Source organism: Aquabacterium sp. (assembly GCF_004297345.1).
Lineage (GTDB): Bacteria > Pseudomonadota > Gammaproteobacteria > Burkholderiales > Burkholderiaceae_C > Aquabacterium.
Genome location: NZ_SCTN01000399.1, coordinates 1 through 20,435, shown reverse-complemented (window position 1 = coordinate 20,435; position 20,435 = coordinate 1). Strand labels below are relative to the sequence as shown.

The following is a 20,435-nucleotide window of genomic DNA, read 5'->3' as shown; positions in this document are numbered from 1 at the left end:
GGGGGGCGACCTGTGAGCCCAGGTTTATCGTCATTTCTCAATATGGCCCGCTGGATGGCGGCATGGCTCGTGGTCTGTGGGCATGTCCGCAATATGCTGCTGACCGATATGGGTGAGCTGCATGGCGCTGGCTGGGCCATCAAAGCGTTCTACTTTTTCACGGGTTTCGGGCATCAATCCGTCATCATATTTTTTGTCATCAGCGGCTTTCTGGTTGGCGGCATGACACTGGATAGATGGCGAACACACACACCTGACCCAGGCGCTTACTTCATCGCCAGATTCAGCCGCATCTACACCGTGCTCATACCAGCCTTGATCGTTGGCTGGGTATTCGACAGGACAGGGGCACACTGGTTTGAGTCTTCGCGGATGTACGCCAATGCGCTGTCTGAGTACAGCATCAACTCGCTGCCTGACCACGTTCTCATACGCACCGATTGGTTGACCATCTCGGGCAATTTGTTGAACCTGCAAGGGATCCTGGTTTCCCCTTTGGGCTCCAATGGCCCTTTATGGAGTCTTGCCAACGAGTGGTGGTATTACTGCCTGTTCGCCTTCGTCGCCATGGCCTTCAAGTCGCGCGCCCATCGTACTGTTTGTGCACTGGCAGCGCTGGCGCTGGCAGCCCTGCTACCAACACAGATGCTGCTATGGGGTGCCTTATGGGTAATGGGATTGGGCGCTCACGTGTGGGTTCGCGCCCATATCAAAAAGCCCAACTGCACCATAGCCGCGCTGTTGTTTCTTGCCGCCATGGCATGGACTCGACTCCATCACGCACAGGCTGGCATGGCCCTTGAATTCATGGCCGACGCAGTGGTTGCCACAACCTTTTGCCTGCTGCTCGTCAGCCTGTCCACCGTCCGCAAGCCTTTGCCAATGGCCAACTTTCACCATTGGGCTGCAGAATTTTCTTTCTCGACCTACCTGTTCCACTTCCCTGCCATGGTGTTTGCAGCCGCCGCGCTTGGTCAAAATGGGCTCATCCATTTGAAAGCACCGCCCACGGGTTCTCAGTTGGCCGTCTATGCTGGAATGGTTCTGGCCCTATTGGCATTCAGCTTGCTGGCGTATCACCTCTTCGAGAAGCACACGTCGCACATCAAACAAGCATTGAGCCGATACGCCATGTCAGCAACCAGCGGTGTCGCGCTCGATGATAGGAGAACACCCATCTGACGAAGGCGATCGGCAAGACGCCTCGCGAGTGCCCTCGTTGGGAGCAACTGCGGAGAGCGGTCAATCCGGGCTGCGCTCGATGTCTGCCATGATCGCGACGATTTGCGCAGCCGTAGGCAGTGACGGCGAGCGGTGTACCAAGGCCCCTTTTCGATTGATGAAATAGACCTGGCCGGGGTGGGCATCCAGCGACTCGCCTTGCGCTTCGCCGCCTTTGCTCAGCAGGTCCCGCATGGCGCGTACATCGTCGATGGCCGGCGCCGCGGCCAGCCAGCCTGGGCTCGGGTCGTATTTTCTGATCCATCGGGACAAGGCCTGAGGGGTGTCCGACAAGGGGTCGATGCTCAAGGACAGGAACTGGGCATGATCGGACAGTTTGCCCATTGCCATTTTCTGGGCCTGCGCAAACAAGGCCCCCTGGATGGGGCAGATCGCAGAGCAGTTGGTATAGATCAGCTGAATGGCCGTGACATGGCTCTTGCACAAGGCTGACAGCGTGGTGCTACGCCCCAGGTGCGTCTGCACGGGCCAGGCTGGCAAAGGGCGAACCGGCCACACCGGACCAAACGGGAAGTGCTGGCTGACACGCTCGGCCGATGCCTGCTCCTCGGATTGCTTGCCTGAGCGCTTGCTCTTGGATTTATCTGCCGAAGCGCTAGCCCCCGCCGAACTGCTCAACAGCAGTGCCCCCAGGTTCAGCAAGGCATGGCGCCTGTCCATCAAGGCAGTTGACCGTGCGCAGGCATGAATACGTGTCATCGCGAGGTGAGATAGGTCCACAATGCAGCGCATTGTGCATCTGTAGCCTGATAGCGCGGCATCACCGTGCTGACCATGATCATGGCGGGATCAACGCCGGTACGCAGCAACTGGCACAGGCTTCGTGCGTCGTAGCGCGTTTCAGGGCCGCCATGGCGCAAGCGCGCTTGCTGGAGCCACGTGGCACTCAAGGGGCTGGCATAGGTGCTCGCCGACACGGGCGAGGAAGCCTTGTCTGCCAGCGGTTGCGGCTGATGGGTTTCATGGCAATTACTGCATCGCGTGGCCATGGACGGCAGGCTCTGTGCTTGCCCGGCCAGCGCACCAGCCAACGCCGCCTCGCCACGAAACAAGGCTTCACCTTCAACCAACCTGGCTTGTTGCTGCCACCACCAGTAGCCCCCGCCCGATACCGCGCAGAACGCCAGAGCCGCCAGCAGCAGGCCCCAACGCATGCGCCCCAGCGCTCGCCCGCGATCAAAGCGGGCCATAGATCACCCCGAGCGCATTCAGATAGGTGCTCGCGTTACCCGCGAAGCCCAGCACGCGGTTGCCCGTGGGCACGGTGTAGTCAAAGGCTGTGGTGCTGGTCTGGCCCTGGCCGGTGCCGTATGGCCCCAGGACGCGACCGGTGTTGGTCACGAAGTTGAGCACGGAGATCACGCCCGTCGATCCCACCTTGCCGTAGATGCGAACCAGGTACTCCGTGGCCGGCCAGGTCACGGTCACCGCCGTGCCGCCAGTCCCGCCATGCAATGGCAGGTTGGTCGGTGTGGCCAGGCTCTGGATGGAGTCCAGCCACCAGCCTGCACGCACCACCACGCCGGTCAGCTTCTGCCCGGCCACAACGGCATCGGCAAACGCCGTTCCTGTTGTGGTCTTGCCAAAGACCGTGCCGGTTGTGTAGGGCACGGGGGCGGCGCCCTCCTCGCTGCCGATCTGCGACAGGTAGGCCACCAGGTTGCCCATGTCAGTTGCGTTGACAACAGCGCCATTGAGACTGGCGCTGTTGTGCGCACTGACCGCATCAGCCAAGGTCGCCGCAGAGCCATCATGCAGGTACGGGCCTGTGGACCACACATCGCGCAGCGTAGGGATATCGATGCCAGGCAAGGCACCGCCCAGACGGGTGCCGCTGCTGGCCTTGATGGTGCCGATGTCCTTCAACTGCGTGGCATCGCCACTCAAGGTGAAGTCATTGCCGCCGTGGCAACGCGCGCAATTGAGGTTCTTGAACACGGTCTTGCCGGCCAGCGCTGCGGCAGTCAGGCTGCCATCGGCGTTGCGGTTGGGCGATGGTGCAAAGGTGCTGAGCGAGCCCACATAGGCTGCCAGCGCATCCAGATCGGCGCTGATCCCAGCCTTCTTGTCTCCCAGTGACTGGCTGCGTGTACCGAGCTTGAAGTCCGCATCGCTCATCAGGCCCGTGCCACCGGCCAGGCCACGAATCTGACCTTCAAAGTCCTGCACCTCGTCAAAGTTGGCGCTCCAGTGAAGGAAGCCATTGGCCATGCCGGCACGGCCACGCAAGGTGATCGTGTTGCGCAGGCCTTCGCCCAGACCGGTGAGGTCCCACACGCGACCATCGTGCCCACCGTCGTTGTGGCAGCTGGCACAACTCATGTAGCTGTCGCGTGCCAGACGCGGATCGCGTGCGTCATAGAACAACTGCTTGCCCTTGAGCACCGTGGCTGGGAGCTTCTCTGTCGTGATGGCATTCAGCGTGGCTGGCGCATTGAGCGTAGCCTGACCGAAGTTGACCAGCGGCGTCAGGTCGATGACGCTGACCGTGCGGCTCATGAAGTTGCTCACATACAGCTTCAAGCCATCTGCAGAGACCACCAGGCCTTGCGGCGCCAGGCCCACTTCCAGGCGGAAGAGTTCCTGCTTGCCTGCGGCATCCACCACCGCAACCTGGCGATTGGTTTCCAGTGCGACGAACAAGTAGGCGCCCTTCGGATGGAAGGCTGCCGCACTGGCCACGCTGGAGAGATTGAAGTCCAAACGACCAGCCAGATCCTCGTTGAGGCTGCCCATGTCGATGCGCGAACTGATGGAACGCACCGTGTGCTTGAACTCCAGGTTGTTGCCATCACGCAGGGTGCCGCGCTTGACGTTGTCCTGCTTGGAAGGCACCCAGGCGGTTTGCCCATCAGGCGAGATGGCCGCTGCGCCGAGGTAATTGGGGATGCCTCGACCCGAGTTGGAGCCATCCACGCGCTCGCTGTGCGCCAACACCACGTTCTTGCTCAGGCTCATGCTGCGCGGGTCCACCACCAGCACGTCGGCCCCAACCGGACTGCCGGCAGCGTTGACGGTGCTGACACTGGCCGTGTTCTCACCGGGCAAGGGCTTGGTGATGAAGCGAGACAGCAGAAGCTTGTCACCCGACGAGCTCAGTGCCATGTGGCGCACGTCCATGCCCACATCCAGCGAAGCCAGTTGGGCGCCGGTGCTGCCATCCAGCTTGAGCAGCTTGCCACCAGCCTCCAGCGTCACCAGTGCGCTGCCGTCCAGCGGCGAGAACACGATGCCATAGGGCTGCGAAGCACGCGGCAGGCTGATGGTCTGCACGACAGCCAGGGTGCTGGGGCTGATCACGCTGATGGAGGCGCCTCCCTTGTTGACGACCCACATGCGGCCATCGTTGGCGCGAGCTATGCTGCGCGGCGCACTGCCCACATTGATTTCGGCCGATCGGGCATTGGTGGCCGTATCAAACACGCTGACGGAATCGTTGTCCGCATTGACAAGCCACAGACGCGCCGATGCGCCTGTGCGGGCCTCCAGCGCCAGATTGGATGTCGAACGACTGACCGTTGTCGCTGCGCTGCTGGCCACGGCCTGCAGGAAGCGATAGGACGACACGCGACCATCATCCGTGCGCACGGTCAGGACCACGTTGTACACGCCGGGTGTGCTGTAGTTGTGGCTGTTGGCTGCCGTGGCACTGAACGCCGTATCGCCCGTGCCATCACCGAAGTTCCAGCTGTATTGCGCGCTGGCACCTGTGCCCATGGCGGGCGTGTAGCTGGCCGATCCGCCTGCGCTCACCAATGGCGCAGGCAAGGAAGTCACGGCCGGCACCACATCCTGCACGGTCAACTGGAAGCTGGTGGAGGCCTTGAGGCCGCCATCGTTGGCTGCTGTGACAGTGACGTTGAACACACCCGCAGCAGTCGGGCTGCCTTGAATCACGCCCGTTGCCGGCACGATGCTCAAGCCAGCAGGCAAGCCTGTGGCGCTGAAGACCAGCGGGTTGCCATCGACATCGCTGGCGCTGACCGCCAGATTGAAGTTGCTGTTGATCAGCCCGGTCTGCGCACTGATCGCGTTGATGGTGGGCGTGTGATAGACACCCGGGCCACCCCAGACCTGCACTTCGGCCAGATGCAGGTAGTTCTGACCGATGAACTGCACACGCACATAGCGGCCCAGCCCATTGACCGGGATGCCGATGTTGCTGACCACATTAGTGGCAGCCACCTTGCGCTGGATGACCTTGGGATCAGCCAGCAGATCGGCCAAAGTGCGGCCAGTCATGTCGGCTGGCGAGATCAGCACGTAGAAGTTCTGCAGACGATCCGTGTTGCTGTCCGTGCGGTTCCACAACTGGATCAGGTCAACGCGGCTGAGCTTGCCCAGATCCACCTGCCACCAGTCTTGTGCCGCAGTCGAAGCCGTGTGGCTCACGGAACCAGCGGAATAAGTACCGTTGGTGTTGCCGTCCACGGCACGGCTGGCCGCCGCCGTCTCATAAGTAGACGACTGCGTGGCCACCTTGCCCTGAGCCAGGTTCGTGGTCGATGGCACGGCACCTGGGTACAGGCGATCAGCCGGGATGGCCACGAAAGCCGTTGCGCCCGCGGGTTGCCACTGCAACTGCATCGTGGCACCGCCACCTTGCTCGAAATACTCCACCACCACGCTGTAGCGCTGGCCAGCCACCATGCTGACCGTGGCCGTGTTGGTGGTGGGCGAATGCGCAGTCCAGTTATCGATCACGAGCTGGTTGTTCACCCAGACGCGCACACCATCATCAGACACCGTCTGGATCTTGGTGCCCCCCGAACTCACGGCTTCAACAGAACCGCTCCAGCGCACGGAGAAGTTGTCGGCAGGTAATCCGGTTGCAGGCGCAGCCGCACCCCAGGCGAAGTTGACAGCCTGCGTGGTCTGCAAAGCCGCCGTGCCGCTGAGCGTCGTGTTGTTGAAGTACTGGGCCAGCAAGCCTGTGCCTGTACCGCTGGCAACCACATCCAACGTCGTGTCCGTGCTCACCGTCTGGGAGCCATTGCTCACACGGATGGTCACCACGTACTTGCCGGGCACGGAAGGCGTGCCCGTGATGGCACCCGTGCTGCTGTTGATCGACACGCCTTGAGGCAAGCCGGTGGCGCTGTAAGTCAGTGTGCCTGTGCTGGTCGAGGCCTTGACGGTCGCGTTGACCGTACCGCCGGACGACACGGTGATGGCCGCTTGCGCGGGCAACACGGGCGCACCGTCATTGTTGACCGTCACAAAGCGCGCCATGGATGGCGTGCCGTTGGCGTTCATCGCGAACAGCATCCACTGTCCTGGCACCAGGATGCCGGGGTTGCTCGGGATGTTGAGCGCATAGTGCGTGGCATCCGTCTGTGTGAAAGACAGCGAGACACGGCGCTGGCCATTGTTGACCGCATGGGTCACAGAGCCCAGGCGCACCATGGCAAAGCCCGTGATGGCCGAGTCAGTTTCGACGTTGGCGGTGCTACCGTAGCCAACCTTGTCAGGCGACACCATGATGGCCGGGCGCGCAGCCTTGCTGCCATCAGCATTGAACAGATACGGCGGCGACATGATTTCCGCATCGGCATGGTCGGCAGCGCAAGCACACAGGCCGCCACCACCTACCATCACACGGCCATCAGGCAAGAGCACGGCCACGCTGTGATAGTTGCGCGCCACCTTCATGGGCGGCAGCACCGTGAACTTGTTGGTCACCGGATCGAAGATCTCGGGCGCCAGCACGGCATTCGAATCAGAGAACTCCAGCGTGTTGGTCTGGCCACCCACCACGACCACCTGCCCGTTGGGCAGCACCACGCTGTTGGAGAAGGTGCGTGGATACGCCATGGGGGCGAGCTTCTGTACATCCACCCCGCCGTTGTTCGTGTCCAGCAGATAGGCGCCGGCGCTTGAAGGCGTGTTGTTGTTCCACGAAGAACCACCCACCTTGAGGATCTTGCCAGCCTCGAACATCACTGTGTTGCCCGAGAAGGCCAGGCCATCGTCACCACGCTGGCCAGCAGGCACATAGCTGCCATTGCCTTGCGTGTCGATCCAGTACATGTCCACCGAAGGCGCAGCCAGCAAGACCTTGCCGTTGCCTGTGGGGATCAGGTTGTAGTGCGAGTTGCTCTGCCAGCTCTTGAAGGTCCGGTCCATCATGAACTCGGGCACATCGGGCACGCCGCTGAGCGTGCGCCAACCGGTGGCCACACTGAAGACTTCCGCGCCTTTGGGATCAGATGTCACATTGCCCCAGGCGCCACCCAGCGTCAGCACGGAGCCATCAGCCAAGGTGGTGCTGCCAGGATAGCCGCGGGGAATGTTGACCTTGCCAGCCGTCTTCCAGGTATTACCAACCGGGTCGTACATCGAGCTTTGCGCGCCGTCGTAACCGCCGTTGATGAGCAAGCTGCCATCAGCCAGACGGGCCGTGCCCGGGCAGAACATGTTGTGGGCCGTTTCGGTCACGTTGCGGGCCACCGAGGTGCCCGTCACCGGATCGAACAAGGCGGTCATCGTGTTGCCGCTGGCGTTGAAGTTGTTCGTCAGGTTGCTGGCCCACACCAGCACCTTGCCGTTGGACAACAAGGCAGCACCCACAGGCACAACCGGCAAGGACACGGGCGCATCCCACTTGGTAAGGGCCGCTTGCTCGGGCGTCAGCGCCGCATAGCTGTTCTGGGCGGACACCAGCGTGCCTGCGCCAGACGTGGTCGAGGTCGAGGTCGAAGAGGTATCGCCCGATGCAAGCAAGGTGCTGCTGCCGGAGGTATCCAGCAATTGAGACGCGGCATAAGCCAACGCCGACACGCAGGCCACAAGCAGGACAACGCGCTTGCGGCTGGCGTTCCCGCCAGTGATGAGGACCTTGTTGTTCATGAGCAATCGCTTCCGCCAGCACGACAAACCACCACCCAGCAATGCCGATAAATGGATGTCGTTTTATATGTGTTGATTTGTTAACAATATGTCAGTTGTTAACAAAACGCGGATTGTGTTGCGCTGTGCGAAAAGAAGGCAACCACTCAGATAAATGCCCGAAGGCCCATTCCCCTTATTCGAATGGACCCATTTTGACAACAGGTGGCGAATCACGACAGCCATCCGGCGCAATAAGACAAAGGTCAGAAAACAAATACTGGCTTGACCGGACCTTCATTTATTTCCGTGAAACTTAGGGATGGCGCAATCTGTCATTTCAGAACAGCATCCCGCATTTCAACGCTTGCGGCTGACGGGTTGGTGGCGTGATGAATTCGTGGGCAGAAGATCTCCTGACGGCGCTGGAACATGCGCCAACACAGCAAGGTGTATTCGCAACCATAGAAAAGGCAGCGAAGGCACTCGGGTTCGAGCAATGCGCTTATGGCTTGCGCGCACCCATTCCCTTGAGCAATCCACGCGTGATCATGCTCAACAACTATCCCAAAGGATGGCAGGACCGCTATACGCAGGCAGGCTATCTGCAAACAGACCCCACCGTCCGGCACTGTCGCAAGAGTCAGTCGCCACTGATCTGGAGTGATCAGGTGTTTGCCGATGCCCCAGAATTCTGGGCCGATGCCCAATCCTTCGGGCTGAAGGTGGGCTGGGCACAGTCCAGCCTGGATGTTTTTGGCGGCGGAGGCATGCTGACCCTTTGCCGGTCCAGCGAACCACTGTCTCAGACCGAACTCGACGACAAGCAGATGAAGATGCATTGGCTGGCCAATGTGGCCCACACCGCCATGGCCCGCGCCATCACGCGCGCCATGCGGGACGAAGATCAGCGGCCACTCACGCCCAAGGAAACCGACATCCTCAAATGGTGTGCTGATGGCAAGACGTCCGGCGAGATCGCCGAGATCATGGCCATCTCGGTCAACACGGTGAACTTCCACATCAAGAACGCAACCAGCAAGCTGCGCTCTGCCAACAAGACCGCCGCCGTGGTGCGTGCAGCCATGCTGGGCCTGCTGAGCTGAGCCACTCGCTCACCACATCCGTACCATCAAGGTTCATCCCCTTGACGTGTTCAGCGCGTAGCGGGCAAATTACGCTCCCCGGCTTTGCGCTGATCACACAGGGACCGTCAGCCATGACCCAAGACGATGGCTTTCTTCGCCTCTCACTGGACCAGATGCTCTCCATGCGTCTGCAGCATCTGATGAGTGGTCTCGATGACGACATCACCGCGCGCTGCGGCACCGCCACAGCCATCTCTGGCTACATGGAATGGATCGGCATCGCGGAGCCCCAGATCAGCCTGGGTTGGGACTGGCGTCTGGAAACGATCAATGGCGTGTTGCGCTATGTGCGCGTTGGCTTGCCTCGCAGCAATGTGATGCTGGTTGATGACAGGCTGCTGGACTATGGCTGGCATCGCAACTTCCAGACCTTGGCCACCGTGGTCGACGCCCTTCAGTGGCGCGAGCAGGTGCCCCTCCTTATAAGTTAGCCCAGGGCCGACACTACCTACAAGTTCTGGTAGTTACGCATCAGGCACGGAGCGAGTGAAATCCCCTCAACGAAACCGAAGGAGGTTGAGGTGGAATACATCGCTGGCACGGCCGCTTGCTTGAAACCTGACTTGATGACGGGCATGGCGCGCTACCGTCATCGCGTCTTCGTTGAGAGCCTGGGATGGGAACTCAATACGCAAGACGGCCTGGAACTCGATCAATTCGATGGCCCCGATACCGTGTACATGGTTGCGCGGGACGACGAAGGGCAACTCAACGGCATCGCACGCCTGCTGCCCACAACGCACCCCTACCTCTTGCAGGAAGTTTTCCCGCAGCTGATGGGGCAGCAATTGCCCCCCAGGCAAGCAGATGTCTGGGAGCTGTCACGCTTTGCCGCGATGGACTTCAACGAGCGGCAGGGCAACCCGCTGAGCCAGTTCTCATCGCCGGTCGCCGTAGGGCTGCTGCGCACTGTTCTGGCCTATGCAGCGCAACATGGTGTTCAACGATTGATCACCGTATCGCCACTGGGCATCGAGCGGCTTCTGCGTCGCGCAGGATTCGCAGCCCACCGCGCGGCACCACCAGTCGTGCTGGATGGCCGGCCCTTGTTCGCATGCTGGATCGAGGTGCAAGGCCGGCTTGCAGCCTGATGCACCGAAGAGATTCCTGCTTTGACAACTACCAGGATTGGTAGTTGTTCGACCAGGCGCCATCAACGACAGTAGATCAACAAGCTGGCCTTGATCCAGCAAAACAAGATTCATACAAAAACAGGGAGCCCTCTTCAAAACGGGCACAACGCCTTGGCCGATTCTGGCTGGTGCGGTATTCGTTCAATTTCCCAGGCAAGGGTCTGCCATGCACATGCACTCCAACTTCCCCTCTCAGCCTGACTCAGGGTGGTACCACGATCGACGCTATCGCGTATTCAAACAAGCCAAGGCGGAGATCGGGCACTTGCTTGGCTACTTCGAACCTCGCCACTCGCACAACGGCCACATGATGCAGACCGAAGCGGGAAAGGAAGTGATCAACTTCTCCGGGTATGACTACCTGAGCCTGACCCGGCATCCCGATGTTCAGCAAGCCGCCCTGGATGCCGTGGCGCGCTTTGGTTCCAGCGCAGGCGCCAGTCGTCTGGTCTCAGGTGAAACGCCCTTGCATCAGGCACTGGAGCAACGCATTGCCGACTTTCTGGGCGTGGAGCGCGCGCTGACCTTTGTCAGTGGCCATGGCGCCAATGTCACGACCATCGGCTTTCTGTTCGGCAAGAGCGATCTGATCCTGCACGATGCCTACATCCACAACAGCGTGCTCGAAGGCATCAAGCTGTCAGGCGCAGAACGTCGCAGCTTCAATCACAACGACGTGCAGGATCTGGAGGAAAAGCTCAAACAGGCACGGCCCTTCAAGCACGTGCTGGTGGTGGTGGAAGGGGTCTACAGCATGGACGGCGATGCGCCTGATCTGCGCGCCATCGTGGCCCTGAAGGCGAAGTACGACTTCGTGTTGATGGTGGATGAAGCCCATTCCCTGGGCACGATCGGCGAAACAGGCCGCGGCATTGCCGAGATGTACCGCGTGCCGCCCGAAGCCATCGATATCTGGATGGGCACACTCAGCAAGTCGCTGGTCAGCTGTGGCGGCTACGTGGCTGGCCATCGCGACCTGATCGACTTCCTGCAGTACAACTGTCCAGGCTTCGTGTTCAGCACCGGACTGCCTCCAGCCAATGCGGCGGCCGCGCTGGCTGCACTCGACATCATCGACAGAGCCCCCTCACTGGTCGAAGAGTTGCAGGACAAATCCCGGCACTTCCTGATGCAGGCCCAGGCCGCCGGACTAAACACCGGCACAGCAGGCGGCACGCCCGTGTTTCCGATCTACCTTGATCAACAAGCCGCCATCCTCGCCTGCAGTGCCTTGCGGGAAAGTGGTGTGAACGCCTTTCCCATCATCTACCCGGCTGTATCAAAGAACGCCGCGCGCATCCGCTTCTTCCTGAACCGGGCGCACAGCTACGCACAGATCGACACAACGATCCAGTTGCTCGCCGACTTTCTGAGTTCGGTCACCGAACCCGACCTGGCGGCCTGAAACGCTCATCCCTGCTCCATCAACCCAAGCCTGTCATCACACCATCATGAAAGCACTCAATACCCTGCGCCTGGCCATCAACACCGTGCGATGGAACATTGTCGGCAACTTCGCGGATGTGGAGCACGACTACGATCAGGCCTCCACCACCTATGACAGCTACTACGGACGCTACCTGGGCAGCATCACGGATCAATTCGCCGAGAAGATTCCACTCAAGGGCCACGAGCGCATTCTGGAGCTGGCCGCGGGTACGGGGCGGCTCACCTCAGCCGTTTGCAAACGACTGAAACCAGATGCACACCTGACTGCCGTGGACTTGTCCGAGGGCATGCTGGCCGTCAACAAGCTCAAGAACAGCCATACGAACGGCCCCAGGGTTGACTTCTGGCACGGCGATGCGCTGGATGCCATCAGCGAGCGCAAGGCCGAATCACTGGATGCCGTGTTGTGCGCGTGGGGCGTGTGCTACTTCAACCACGACACCTTGCGCACCCAGGTCGAGCGTGTGCTGCGCCCAGGCGGCATTCTGGCCATCATCGAGAACCGCAAGTGCACGCTGGCCGAGATCAGCGCCTTGTTCGAGCAACTCATCGTCAGCCAGCCTCGCTACCTGCGCAAAGCCATCAAGATCAACCTGCCGGAAGACGCACGCTATCTGACCAAAAAATTCTGCCAAGGCAGCCTGACCCACCTCAACAGCTGGAACGGCTCGCTGGACATCCCCTACGAATCGGCCGGGGAAGTGCGTGAATACATGCTCAAGTCTGGCGCTTCGGCAGGCTTTCTGGATGCCATCGAGCCAAGTAGCCGTGACGAGTTTCTCTACGCTTTCGAGCAACTGGTAGCGGCTCAGAAAAAGCGCGTACCGCTGACGCATCAGTTCAGCGTACTGCTGGCTCAAAAGAACTGAACGAGACCACGCGCATGACCGCGACACGCCTTGCCTGGCAGGTATCGCGCAGCGACTGGGACGCCATGACCGCGCTGCGTGGTCTGGCGGCTTTCTACGTGATGATCAGCCACATCTGGTTCCAGATATGGCCCGCCGTGGCGCCACCGCTGGGCTACGGCATCACGCCTTCCGGTACCTGGCTGCAGGCCACGGCATGGCTGTATTACGGCCACTACGCCGTCGTGTTCTTCATCGTGCTGAGCGGCTTTTCTCTGGCTGCATCGTGCCGCATGAACCTGCCACGCTACAAGGTACGGGCGTTCTACTGGCGTCGTTTCATGCGCATTGCACCGCCCTACTACGTGGCCTTGCTCGTGTCGGGATTGGTGATCTGGTTGACCGGCAGCGAGCACACTGGCTCGCAATGGGACATCAGCGTGCCCGTCACCACATCTGGCGTCGTCTCCCACCTGTTGATGCTGCAGGACTTCGTGGACAGCACACAGATCAACTACGCCATGTGGTCTGTGGCGGCGGAGTTCCACCTCTATCTGTGCTTCCCCATGATGGTTCGCTTTGCCGAGCGCATGCCATGGTGGTCGATCCTCGTGGTCTATGGCGCCGTGTATGGCCTGATTGCCGGGCTCACGCAGGTGGCCATCCCTGACTTCCCGCTCCCCTATCTGGGCCTGATCGCACACTTCTACGCCGGCATCTGGGCGTGCAAGCAGCGCCAATGGCTGCATGCCGCACTGTGGCGGCTCACGCCCGTGATGGGACTGCTGGCCCTGGCTGCACTCATGACCGTGTCACTGTCTTTGGGATTTGTGCGATCGGAACAATACCTGGCCTACCTGGATGTGCTGTGTACCGCTGTGACCGTGTTGATGCTTTGGGCGTTGACCGGCAGCAACGCGGCCAGCCTGAGACTGGGGCGATCCTGGTGGCAAGGTGTGGGGGACTATGCCTACTCGCTGTACCTCACCCATGCACCCTTGATCTTCGCCATCTGGCTGGTAGTCCGCATCTGGCTGAATGAGCCGCACGCACAATGGCTTGCCCTTTGCCTGCTGTGCCCGCCCATATGCATGGCGTTTGCCAGCTGGTTCCATCATCGCTTTGAACGCCCTTTCGTGGCCCATCTCGACGTGCCCGCAGCCGTTCACCTGCCCATCCGTTCATGAACAACATCCTGATGACTTCACCGCCTGCCCTGCTCCTGGCCCTGGCCATCTGTGCCGAGGTGATCGCCACCAATGCCTTGCGCGCTTCCGATGGCTTCAAGCACTGGCCCGCCGTCGCGATCACCGCAGTGGGCTATGTCTGTGCCTTCTACCTGCTCGGGCTGTCGCTGAAGCACATTCCCGTCGGAGCGGCTTATGCCATCTGGTCGGGCGTGGGCACCGTACTGACAGCGGCGATCGGGTACGTCGTTTTTCGAGACGCCTTGTCCACCCTGTCCTTGCTTGGCATCGGCCTGGTGATCGCTGGCGTCGTGTTGATTCAATTGGGCAAACCAGCCGTCAGCGCCGTTTGATCATGAACACGATCCCCATGAACCGATGGCATGTTCAGCGCAGTTGGCCCGCACTGTGCGCCTACCTGCTGCTTGTTGATGTTGGCCTGCTGCTGTACTGGTTGATCGCGCTGGCCGATGTCATGCCGCCTGCCTGGCTGTTCAAGGGCTATCACGACCCGGTCATTTCCGCCTGGAACTGGTCCTTCCTGCCGCTCGACCTGCTGGCGTCCCTGACAGGCCTGGCCGGCATCGCCTTCACCCGGCAAGCCCGAACAGCCATGGGTGAAAGCCTGATCCTCATCAGCTTGTGCCTGACCTTCTGCGCCGGCCTGATGGCGCTGTCCTTCTGGGCCTTGACGGCAGATTTCGATCCATCCTGGTGGGCCGCCAACGCGCTCCTGATGCTGCCATCGGGGTGGCTGATGGCAGCCCGATTGCGCAACCTGGAGGCCTGACACCTTGCGCCGCGTCTCGGCTGCACACATGGCATGGCTCATGGGCCTGCTCTTGGTCCTGTGGCTGCCTGCAAGCAGTCACGCATGGGGCACGCTGGCGGACATGGATGCGCCCCCTTCTGCAGATCGGCTCAGTGCGGGTGCCGGATGGATGAGCCTTCCTCGCTCGCCCGAGGGGTCGCATCAACGATACGGCCTCATGCCCGCGCTCGGTTACTTTCGACAGGACGGCTGGTTCCTGTCAACGCAACATGGTGCAGGGTGGCAAACGCCCCTGCCTGGCGAACACGTTGTAGGCGCAAGGGCCTGGCCGCAATGGGGGCGCGCACGGCAGGATGAAGGCACGAACGCACCCCGAATAGGGCCGCGCCTGCAAGCCCAGGTTTTTGCCAACCTGCAACTTCATCCTGCGCTCTGGTGGCAAAGCGCCGTGTCGCAAGGCGCGGGGGCACAGCGCCATGGCTGGCAGGCCGAGTCCGGGATCAGTACTGGCCTGCCCACCACGTCAGGGTGGATCGGGCTGGGCGTAGCCGTAACCTACGCCAACGCCGCGTTCAGGCGCGACTACCTGGGCAAGGCGCAAGACGGCTGGGCGGATTGGTCCTGGCGCCTGGGTTTGTCACATCGACTCGATAGCCTGTGGCGGGTTGAAGGCCAACTCTTGCAAGCGCGCACCTGGCCAGCAGATGACCGGCCACATCAAAGCAGGCGCCTGACGCTGACCCTGCTGAGAGAACTGCCATGACAGGCGCAAGCCCCACGGCAGATCAGGTGCGCACAAGCAAATCATCGAGACTGGTCGGACTGCACGTCAGCGTGATCGGCGCGACAGGTGGGTTTGGCGAAGCACTGGTACAGGCCTTCGTGCACGCAGGTGCGCATGTGACCGCGCTGGCTCGGCACGAAGCGCGCCTGCAACAGGTGGCCAGCCTGTGGGGCGTGAGGCCCTTGTTGATGGATCTGCAGGATCTGGCTGCCTTGAACGACATCGCCGACAGGCTGGGCCCGCAAGACGTGGTCGTTTTCGCCACCGGCTGTGATGTGCGCAAACCGTTCTTGCAACATAGCCTCGCCGACATGGCGCAACTCGTGGGCGTGAACCTGCTGGGGCCGATGGTGTTGACACGCGCGCTGGCCGATCAGGTCATGCAACCGAATGGCGTGATCGCGCACATAGGCGGCTTTGGCGACGGTCACCTGGCCCTGCCCTATTACGCCGCAGACGTGGCGACGCGTTCAGCGATGTCTACCTTGTGTCAGGCCTTGAACAGGGAGTTCCGTTTGGAAGGCCGCGCACTGACGGTCAGCTATCTGTGTCCTGAACCGGCCGACACGGATGCCGAACGCCCCTACGGCCCGCTGTGGGCGCAAATGGGCGCACCACTGCATGCTGTTCAGGATGTGGCTGATTTCGTCTTGCGTGAAATTGCAGCACGCTCGCCTGGCGCCATCATGGGCCGGCAAACGTGGTGGATCAGCAAACTCAACACTTTGTGCCCGCCGTTGTTGGATCTCATTCTGCGAGGGCAGATGGGGCGGCAACTGAAAGCACGCTTTGGAACAAAGGCGGAATGAAAACGAGTCTGGAAATGGAAACAGGCCAGTTCCTTGCGAAACTGACCCATTGAATTGAATGGTCGGGGCGGTGGGATTCGAACTCACGACCCTCTGCTCCCAAAGCAGATGCGCTACCAGGCTGCGCTACGCCCCGACGAAGAATGCAATTCTATACCGAAAAATCGACTCGGCAACACTGTTGTTTGAAAATCATTTCACGGGCTCGCCGGCGGGCAGGATGGCGTGCATGCCCTGAATGGTCTGAACCATCAATGGCGTGGCGCCGTGCAGCCCCAGATTTCGCAGGCGCGCGCTCAATGGATGCGCACCGCCGCCATCGCATTGCAAGCGCACCTCGCCACCCATGCCGTGCCGCATCTGCCCTCTGGTGTTGATCACCGTGCGCAGCAGTTGCCCTTTGAACAGCGTGTAGGTCATCAGATTAGGGGCGGACATCTTCACACTCGCCCCGGCGCGCCCGACGAGCCGGCACAAGACATCACGGCCATCCTCGCTGCGCACAGCGCAATCCAGATCCTTGTCTCGCAACTGAAAATCAATGGGCACGATGATCTTGGGGTAGCCCCAACAGTCATGACCTGCCGCATGGGCCGCCGTCGTCGTCACAGGCAGATCTGCCACGTACATGCCCGGCAGCATCGATTTGCCCCAATGCCACGCCGCCGTGTCCCGAAACTTCGACTTCACAGGATGGCCGGCCACTGCAATGCCCATCTCGTTATAGGGCCCGACGGAGGAATCTACATATTCAAAAAAGGCCACTGTCACCAGGCCCTTGCCGGGCCGCAAGGTCACGGCTTGCAGTTCTGGTGGCAACACGGCCTGGGCCTTGTCTTCATCCACCAGGAAGGATGCGAACACCGCCCCAGTGTTGTAGTACAGGATGGGCAACTCAACCGGGCCGACACGGGTCGGATAGGTCCGTCTGTCTACGTCGAAATAGGTTCGCATGATGTCTTGTCCTCTTTGTTTTACACGCTGATGTGGATGGGCTGGCCGGCCATGCGCGCCAGCAGTTGGGGCTGCATGTCTTCGATCAGGCCCAAGCGGTTGATCTGGTTGGTGCCTTCGAAGATGCGGGTCAGGCGGATGTCGCGCAGCAGTTTTTCCATGCCATTGGCCGTGCGGGTGCCGTGCTCGGCCATCAGGGTCATGCCCATCTCGCAGATCGCCTGAGCACGATCGGTGGCCATGAACTTGCTGATGCAGGCGCCCGCTTGCCGGGCTTGCTGGCTGCCGCTGGCTTGCTGCCACAGCAAGGACCTGATCGTGCGGGTCTCGGCCACCATCTGGGCCAGTTGGAGTTGCACCTCCTGGTAAGAGATCAAGGTGCGCCCACCCAGGCGCTTGTCCATGGCATAGGTCAAGGCCAGTTCGCAGGCATGTCGGGCGATGCCCACGGCCATCGCGGCCACGGGGTAGCGCGAGGCATTGAGCGTGGCGCGGTTGAGCGCCCAACCTTTGCGCAGGCCACCGATCACATCAGCCTCGGGCACGAAGGCGTCTTCAAAGGTCAGCTCGGCCGCGCTGCTGGCACGCATGCCCATCTTCAACTCGGTGCGGCGTGCGCTCATGCCCGGGTTGCTCGCATCCAGCATGAAGCACGTCCAGGAGTCGAAGCCCTCGCCTTCCAGCGCAGCAAACACGGCCACCTTGCGGGCCACGTCACCACCGCTGATGTAGCACTTCTGGCCGTTGAGGCGGTAGCCACCTGGCACGGCCTTGGCCACCACGCGGGGGCGGTTGGTGTGCGCGCCGAGGCCATCTTCGGCATCGCTGCCTGCTGTGGGCTCGGTGATGGCGTAGGCAAACAAATGCGGCTTGCCTTGCATGAAGTCCTGATGCATGGGGCGGATGAAGCGCCACATGGCTTTCACATCGCCACTGAGCAACACCGGGGCCAGGCCCAGATGGTGGGCGCTCAAGAGCAGCATCTGCCCCGCGCACACAGCCGACATCTCTTCCACCTGAATGGCCATGCGGTAGGCGGGCGAAAAACGCATGTCCCACATGGATGCCGATCCCAGCGGAGCGGGCACGACGTTGGACATGTAGCCCGCGTGGCCGGCCTTGATCAACAGCTGGCGTGCAGCAGGATGCAAGGTGCCTGGCGCGGCATGTTCGGCTTCATCCAGCAAGCGCACGTTGGGTGCCATATGCTGTTGCGCGAACGACCGGACACGGCGCCGCAAATGCGCCAGGGCAGATGGCAGGCTGGCCGTGTCCATCTCCCACAGGTCTGCAGGGCCGTAGTGGGTCAGCGCACGGCCTAAGGTGTTGAGTTCCTTGATCCGGTTCAAGGGATTGAGCACGTGCAACTGCGGCACATGCCCTTCGATGTGATCCAGGGTGCTCATGCTGCCGCTCCTTCGAGATCGCGCCAGTTGGCAGACATCAACTGCATGTCCGAGGCGCTGCCGCTTTGCTGGCGCAAGTGGTTGACATCGCGCCAGCGCTTCTCGATGCCGTTGTCACGCATATAGCCCAGGCCACCGAAGGTCTGCATGGCCACATTGGCAGCCAGCGCGAGGCCTTCGTGCAGGCGATTGCGCGCACGAAGCAGGTCCACAAAGCCGGCTTCATTCAAAGCCTGCCCGGCCAGCACGGTGCGCACATCGGTCAGGGCAGCCTGCATGTCGGCCTTCATGATCTGCACGGCCGCATGGCCGGCGATGATGCGCCCGCCCTGAAAGCGCAAGGTGCTAAATGCCTGCGCCATCTCGCTCATCTGCTGGACGCAGCCTTGCTGAATGGCCAGCAGGCCCAACCACTCTCGATGCCAGATGTCACGCGACAAAGCCTTGGCTTGTTGAACAGGCAGTTGCACAAGTCGCGTCTGGCGTGCGGCAAAAGAGCCGTCGTGCAACTCGTCCAGGCCGTGGCCGGGCGCGCTGCCTTCCACACCGCCCGACATGATCTGCCAGGCCATGGCGCCATCCTTGAACACTGGCACCACCAATGAGCGGGCTTGCCGAGGCATCAAGCCCAGGCACGCGCGATCAGGGGCGAACACATCGCGCAACACGGCCTCGTCAAACGGCTGATCGCACCACCAGTTGGCCAACTCGCCTCGCCCGATGCCGTGGCGCCCATGCAGGTTGATGCAAGGTGTCGCATCCAGCTCGGTCGGTTCACCCAACTGTTTCAGCAGGTGAAGTGCCAAGGCAGACCGGTGCACGCTCAAAGCCAGCGAGGCACTGACACGGGCAATCGTGCTGAGGTTGCGCAAGGTCAAGGCCAGTTGGGGGGCTTGTTCGCATCCTTCCCATACGCCGCAGCCCTCGTCACCCTGGCTGGGGTTGACGAATCCTTGATCTATGAACAGATTCAGCGCCTCTTTGAAGCGAGCTGGCTCACAGGTTTGCTCCGAACGTGCGAACAAGCCCTCAGCCAGATCCCTGCAGATATGCTGCAAACTGTCGCCGATCATGGCGATGTCTTCATCGCTCAACTGCACGCTGTCTCCTCGTTGTGATGTACGAGGTGATGCTAGGTGGGGGGTGATCGGGTGTGGATGCTGCGATCGGTCAGGCTACTGATCGATCTGGCCAATTCGCTGTATTGGGTTGTTCTGCGCAAATCTGGATGTCATGGATCTTCGTTCGCTTCGCGTCTCCACCATGTCGGTGTACCCCCTGCTGCAATGCGCACTGGATGAGGGGCTGCAGGCCGAGCAACTGCTGGCAGGCACGGGGCTGACCGACGCCCTGCTGCGCGACGCCAACCGAGACATCCCCTTCACGCATGAATTGATCGTGGTGCGCAACTACCTGCGCCTGACCCGCGAATCCGTGCCCGGCCTCAAAGCCAGCACCTTCTACCACTACAACAGCTTCGGCACGCTGGGCGCAGCGCTGGTCAGCCACCCGACCATGCTGGAGGCCTGCCGCTTCCTGGCCCGCTATGTGGACCTGACCTTCACGCCGTTTCGCATCCTGATGGAAGAGGAAGGTGAGCTGGTCTGCGCGCACTACATGGATTGCCTGGATCTGGGCGATTGCCGTGACTTCTACCTGATGCGTGATCTCGCCTTCATCCGCAACCTGAGCAAGGAAGCGGGGGCAGAAGATTGGGCCGACCTGGTCGACGCGATGGACATCGCCATGGCTGCGCCCGCAGATCTGGCTGCCGTGCAGGCCTTCTTCGGCTGGCCTTTGCGCTTTGGCGCCACGGACACGCGCGTGATCGCGCACAAACAGTCGCTGCTCAAGCCGCTGCGGCTGTTTGTGCGC

The 20,435-nt window shown here is 61.3% G+C and carries 18 protein-coding genes and 1 tRNA gene; 12 read left to right on the top strand and 7 right to left on the bottom strand.

Annotation, left to right across the window (positions count from 1 at the left end):
* Positions 1 to 1,182: acyltransferase family protein (locus tag EPO09_RS15495; RefSeq protein WP_290644231.1), on the top strand; the 1,182-nt coding region annotated here is incomplete at its 5' end.
* 60 nt (positions 1,183 to 1,242) lie between these two features.
* Here the strand turns inward: EPO09_RS15495 and EPO09_RS15490 are convergent.
* From EPO09_RS15490 to EPO09_RS15480, 3 genes are read right to left on the bottom strand one after another with little or no spacing between them, the layout of a single operon-like run.
* Positions 1,243 to 1,941, bottom strand: coding sequence for an SCO family protein (locus EPO09_RS15490; RefSeq protein WP_290644230.1), 699 nt, complete (start codon positions 1,939 to 1,941; stop codon positions 1,243 to 1,245).
* Positions 1,938 to 2,432, bottom strand: coding sequence for a hypothetical protein (locus tag EPO09_RS15485; protein WP_290644229.1), 495 nt, complete (start codon positions 2,430 to 2,432; stop codon positions 1,938 to 1,940). The genes EPO09_RS15490 and EPO09_RS15485 overlap by 4 nt, the downstream gene beginning before the upstream one ends.
* Positions 2,419 to 8,091 carry a PA14 domain-containing protein gene (locus EPO09_RS15480; protein ID WP_290644228.1) on the bottom strand — a complete coding sequence of 1,891 codons (5,673 nt, stop codon included), beginning with the start codon at positions 8,089 to 8,091 and terminating at the stop codon, positions 2,419 to 2,421. The genes EPO09_RS15485 and EPO09_RS15480 overlap by 14 nt, the downstream gene beginning before the upstream one ends.
* Positions 8,092 to 8,462: 371 nt before the next feature.
* On the opposite strand from EPO09_RS15480, the gene EPO09_RS15475 reads away from it, so the two are divergent.
* The 10 genes from EPO09_RS15475 to EPO09_RS15430 all read left to right on the top strand — a co-directional run bounded on the left by EPO09_RS15475 (position 8,463) and on the right by EPO09_RS15430 (position 16,200).
* Positions 8,463 to 9,176, top strand: coding sequence for an autoinducer binding domain-containing protein (locus tag EPO09_RS15475; protein ID WP_290644227.1), 714 nt, complete (start codon positions 8,463 to 8,465; stop codon positions 9,174 to 9,176).
* A 113-nt stretch (positions 9,177 to 9,289) separates the two neighbouring features.
* Positions 9,290 to 9,649, top strand: coding sequence for a DUF4902 domain-containing protein (locus tag EPO09_RS15470; RefSeq protein ID WP_290644226.1), 360 nt, complete (start codon positions 9,290 to 9,292; stop codon positions 9,647 to 9,649).
* A gap of 90 nt (positions 9,650 to 9,739) precedes the next feature.
* Positions 9,740 to 10,309: an acyl-homoserine-lactone synthase gene (locus EPO09_RS15465; protein ID WP_290644225.1), complete on the top strand. Its 570-nt coding sequence runs from the start codon at positions 9,740 to 9,742 to the stop codon at positions 10,307 to 10,309.
* 208 nt (positions 10,310 to 10,517) lie between these two features.
* Positions 10,518 to 11,756, top strand: coding sequence for an aminotransferase class I/II-fold pyridoxal phosphate-dependent enzyme (locus tag EPO09_RS15460; protein WP_290644224.1), 1,239 nt, complete (start codon positions 10,518 to 10,520; stop codon positions 11,754 to 11,756).
* 46 nt (positions 11,757 to 11,802) lie between these two features.
* Positions 11,803 to 12,669, top strand: a complete 867-nt coding sequence (locus tag EPO09_RS15455) for a class I SAM-dependent methyltransferase (RefSeq protein ID WP_290644223.1) — start codon at positions 11,803 to 11,805, stop codon at positions 12,667 to 12,669.
* 14 nt (positions 12,670 to 12,683) lie between these two features.
* Entirely contained in the window at positions 12,684 to 13,835 is a 1,152-nt protein-coding gene (locus EPO09_RS15450; protein WP_290644222.1) for an acyltransferase, read from the top strand.
* Complete coding sequence (locus tag EPO09_RS15445; protein WP_290644221.1) at positions 13,832 to 14,188, top strand: multidrug efflux SMR transporter; 357 nt, start codon at positions 13,832 to 13,834, stop codon at positions 14,186 to 14,188. Before EPO09_RS15450 ends, EPO09_RS15445 begins: the two co-directional genes overlap by 4 nt.
* A 2-nt stretch (positions 14,189 to 14,190) precedes the next feature.
* Positions 14,191 to 14,625, top strand: coding sequence for a DUF5360 family protein (locus EPO09_RS15440; RefSeq protein ID WP_290644220.1), 435 nt, complete (start codon positions 14,191 to 14,193; stop codon positions 14,623 to 14,625).
* 4 nt (positions 14,626 to 14,629) lie between these two features.
* Positions 14,630 to 15,370: a hypothetical protein gene (locus EPO09_RS15435; RefSeq protein ID WP_290644219.1), complete on the top strand. Its 741-nt coding sequence runs from the start codon at positions 14,630 to 14,632 to the stop codon at positions 15,368 to 15,370.
* Positions 15,367 to 16,200 carry an SDR family oxidoreductase gene (locus EPO09_RS15430; RefSeq protein WP_290644218.1) on the top strand — a complete coding sequence of 278 codons (834 nt, stop codon included), beginning with the start codon at positions 15,367 to 15,369 and terminating at the stop codon, positions 16,198 to 16,200. The genes EPO09_RS15435 and EPO09_RS15430 overlap by 4 nt, the downstream gene beginning before the upstream one ends.
* A gap of 59 nt (positions 16,201 to 16,259) precedes the next feature.
* On the opposite strand, the gene EPO09_RS15425 is transcribed toward EPO09_RS15430, so the two are convergent.
* From EPO09_RS15425 to EPO09_RS15410, 4 genes are all read right to left on the bottom strand, one after another.
* Positions 16,260 to 16,336, bottom strand: a tRNA-Pro gene (locus tag EPO09_RS15425).
* 56 nt (positions 16,337 to 16,392) lie between these two features.
* Complete coding sequence (locus tag EPO09_RS15420) at positions 16,393 to 17,154, bottom strand: acetoacetate decarboxylase family protein (RefSeq protein WP_290644217.1); 762 nt, start codon at positions 17,152 to 17,154, stop codon at positions 16,393 to 16,395.
* A 20-nt stretch (positions 17,155 to 17,174) separates the two neighbouring features.
* Positions 17,175 to 18,560, bottom strand: a complete 1,386-nt coding sequence (locus EPO09_RS15415; RefSeq protein ID WP_290644216.1) for an acyl-CoA dehydrogenase family protein — start codon at positions 18,558 to 18,560, stop codon at positions 17,175 to 17,177.
* Complete coding sequence (locus EPO09_RS15410; RefSeq protein ID WP_290644215.1) at positions 18,557 to 19,660, bottom strand: acyl-CoA dehydrogenase family protein; 1,104 nt, start codon at positions 19,658 to 19,660, stop codon at positions 18,557 to 18,559. Before EPO09_RS15410 ends, EPO09_RS15415 begins: the two co-directional genes overlap by 4 nt.
* 133 nt (positions 19,661 to 19,793) lie before the next feature.
* On the opposite strand from EPO09_RS15410, the gene EPO09_RS15405 reads away from it, so the two are divergent.
* Positions 19,794 to 20,435 (top strand): AraC family transcriptional regulator ligand-binding domain-containing protein (locus tag EPO09_RS15405; protein ID WP_290644214.1); only part of this gene is annotated, 642 nt, incomplete at its 3' end.